At 73.1% G+C, this 2,928-nt stretch carries 3 protein-coding genes and 1 pseudogene; 1 reads left to right on the top strand and 3 read right to left on the bottom strand.

Annotated elements, in window-relative coordinates:
* The first annotated feature begins 277 nt into the window (after window positions 1-277).
* A complete protein-coding gene (locus tag IH13_RS0106135; RefSeq protein ID WP_031081696.1) occupies window positions 278-814 on the top strand; it encodes a hypothetical protein in 537 nt (178 codons plus the stop codon).
* Window positions 815-1,093: 279 nt separating this feature from the next.
* On the opposite strand, the gene IH13_RS43855 is transcribed toward IH13_RS0106135, so the two are convergent.
* The 3 genes and pseudogenes from IH13_RS43855 to IH13_RS46005 form a co-directional block, all read right to left on the bottom strand.
* On the bottom strand, window positions 1,094-1,249 hold the full coding sequence (locus tag IH13_RS43855; protein WP_199814607.1) for a hypothetical protein: 156 nt from the start codon (window positions 1,247-1,249) through the stop codon (window positions 1,094-1,096).
* Window positions 1,250-1,445: 196 nt separating this feature from the next.
* On the bottom strand, window positions 1,446-1,826 hold the full coding sequence (locus tag IH13_RS46000; protein WP_420713344.1) for a tetratricopeptide repeat protein: 381 nt from the start codon (window positions 1,824-1,826) through the stop codon (window positions 1,446-1,448).
* A gap of 111 nt (window positions 1,827-1,937) precedes the next feature.
* Window positions 1,938-2,504: pseudogene (locus tag IH13_RS46005) on the bottom strand (AfsR family transcriptional regulator); the annotation flags it as partial.
* Window positions 2,505-2,928: the final 424 nt, after the last annotated feature.

Genomic DNA, 2,928 nt, shown 5'->3' on the forward strand with positions numbered 1-2,928 from the left:
GATGTGTATAAGAGACAGGGACGGAGCCGATGACGTTGCGGATCATGGAAGGCCTCCCGGGCCTGCGCACACGGAACTCGCCCGTCCGACGCTACGCCGGGCCGATTCGCCCTGCCATCCGGAGGCGATGACCGGACCATGACCAGACCGTGACAGGGCCATGACGGAGGGGCCGCGCCCGGGCGGAATGCTGTGCGTTACGGTGTCGCGCGGCTGCGCGGCGGCCGAAGGGCAGCCGACGTCAGGCCGGCTCATGACAGCAAGGGGGGCTGCGTCGATGATGCGGCGACGGATCAGGTTCGCGGCGGTGCTGGCCGTGGTGGTGCTCGCACTCACCGGCTTCCAGACGGCCGGCCACGGCGGCAAGAGCGGGGGCAAGAGCCGCAGCGGCAAGAGCAGCGGCTCGTCCGGCGGTGGATGCTCCAACTCCAAGAAGAGCAACGGCGGGTACCACGACTACTCCGACAACCACTACGACGACCGCTCGTCGGGCTCCACCAGCGGCTCCACGGCCTCCACGCCGACCGCCGCGGAGGCCCCCGAGGTCCGGGTCGTCAGCTGCGCGCAGCCCAAGAAGGGCAAGCGCAGGGCCGTGACGTCGTCGAGGGTCGAGATCCGCTCGACCGCGTCCGCCTCCCACCTGTACGAGGTGGACGTGACGTTCGTCGACGGCAAGGGGCTGACGGTCGACACCGGGGAGGCCACGGTCGACCTCGACGCCGCCGAGACCAAGACCGTGACGGTCCGCATGGACAGCCCCCGGTCGGTCTCCCGCGTGAAGCGCTGCCTGGTCTCGGCGGAGCCGCAGGCATGACGGGCGGGGGACGGGAACACCCGAGGGGGCCCGAGCCCGGACGGCTCGGGCCCCCTCGGGCGTCACGCGCCGCCGCCGAGCGCGTGCGGACACGCGGAGGCCGCGACGGCTCCCCCTCCGCGCCGCCGCGGCCGTTCCCCCATCCCCCGTGCCCCCGTGGGCCGGCTCCCCTTCCGGCCGTTCCACCCCGTCGCGCCGCCCGGCACGCGCACCCCTCGTGGGTGGTCGTGTGCGCGTCGGGCGGTGTTCCCCGCGGGGCGGACAGCGCCGGTCACGGCACTAGTTGGCAGGCTCCGAGGTGGCGTGCATGTCGTCGGTGGACGCCTCGCCGCCCGTCGCGTGCATGTCCTTCGTGGTCACCTTCCCGGCGTCGCCGCCGGTGGCGTGCATGTCCTGCGTGGTGAGCTTGCCGTCGTTCTTCGATGCGTCAGCCATGTTGACCGGCTCCCATTCGTCTCGTGTGCGAGGCCCGCCCGGCTGTTCCCCCGTGGACTGCCGGGCGGACCCTCAGGGCCGATCACCTTAGTGCGACGGCCTCCCCGTCAGCCCGCCTGCCCCCCGACGCGACGGATTGACGTGATCGAGAGTGCCGGGTCGCGATAAACGAATGATGAACGCCCCCGGCGGGGACCTACGCCGCAACGGAGCCGGCGGACGTGAGCAGGGCACGTACGTCGTCCGCCTCCGGCGAACCCAGCGCCTCGTAGATGCCCAGCGCCTCGCGCCAGCAGACCCGGGCCCGCCCGAACTGCCCCATGTCCGTGAGCGCCCGGCCCAGAACCGTCAGGACGTTGCCCCTGCGCCACGCGCCGCCGATGCCCCGCAGGGCGGTCAGTGACTGCTCCGCCTTGGTCGCCGCGTCCGCCGGAGCGCCCGCCGCGAGGTCGACCTCCGCCAGGCGGAAGAGGGTCATCCCCTCCCACAGGCGCTGACGGCTGTCCCGGAAGACTTCGAGGGCTTCCGCGAGCCTGTCCGCCGCCTCGGCGAACCGGCCGTTACGGGTCTGCGCCATCCCCAGCGCGTAGCGGCCGTTGGCGCTGCGCAGGGCGTGGCCCAGGCCGTCGTAGATGGTGATGCCCTCCTCGGCGAGGGCCACCGCGCTGCCGATCCGGCCCGTGGCCAGGTGTATGCGCGACAGGTTGCACAGCGCGCTGGCCTCACCGGGGCGGTCGTGGATGCGGCGGAAACTGTCGATGGCCTCGGTCAGATGGCTCTCGCCGTCGTGGTGACGGCTCTGGTAGAGGGCCATGATGCCGCGCGCGTTCGCCGCCCAGCAGCCGGGCAGCGGGTCGTTGTCGGCGTCGACGAGCAGCAGGACCTGCTTCGCCTCCTGCTCCGCCTGGTCGAAGCGGCCGGACGTGTGGTGCACGTCGGCGAGCGTCACCAGCGCCCGGACCTCCGCCCGCCGGTCGTCGCACGCGCGCGCCGCGTGCAGCGCGGCGATGGCGACGGTCTCGTACTGCTTCGCGTTGGCACCGGACTCCCCGAGGTCGAGCGACGCCCACAGCAGGTCCACCGCCCTGCGCAGCGTGGCCGGCCCGGAGGACTGGCGTACGCACGCGAGGAGCGGCCCCGCCTCGGTGTACAGCCAGTCCAGCGCCGAACGCCGGTCCGCGAACGAGAGGCCCGGGTGCCGTGCCGGCTCCAGGTGGTCGACCAGGCGGTCGCCCGGCCGCTCCAGCGCGTACACCCCCGCCGCGGTCGCCAGGTAGAAGTCCAGCAGCCGTGAGAGTGCCGACTCCCTTTCCTCGGGGGGCTGTTCGTCACGTTCGGCGCAGGAGCGGGCGTAGAGGCGGACCAGGTCGTGGTAGCGGTAGCGGCCCGGGGCCGCGGATTCCAGGAGTGAGGTGTCGACCAGGGCCTCCAGGAGGTCCTCCGTCGTGTGGGGGTCCAGGTTCAGGACGGCGGCGGCCGCGGCGAGGGAGATGTCGGGGCCGTCCGCCAGGCCCAGGAGGCGGAAGGCGCGGGCCTGAGCCGGCTCCAGCTGGCCGTAGCCGAGCTCGAAGGTGGCCTTGACCGCGAGGTCGCCGGCCTGGAGCTCGTCCAGCCGGCGGCGTTCGTCGGCGAGCTTCGCGGCCAGGACCGAGACCGTCCAGGTACGGCGGGCGGCCAGC

Source organism: Streptomyces sp. NRRL WC-3549 (assembly GCF_000721935.1).
Classification (GTDB): Bacteria; Actinomycetota; Actinomycetes; order Streptomycetales; family Streptomycetaceae; genus Streptomyces.

Coding starts and splice junctions, on each gene's coding strand:
- IH13_RS46000 (WP_420713344.1), bottom strand. CDS start 1,826: ATGGCGCAGACCCGTAACGGCCGGTTCGCCGAGGCGGCGGACAGGCTC.
- IH13_RS0106135 (WP_031081696.1), top strand. CDS start 278: ATGATGCGGCGACGGATCAGGTTCGCGGCGGTGCTGGCCGTGGTGGTG.
- IH13_RS43855 (WP_199814607.1), bottom strand. CDS start 1,249: ATGGCTGACGCATCGAAGAACGACGGCAAGCTCACCACGCAGGACATG.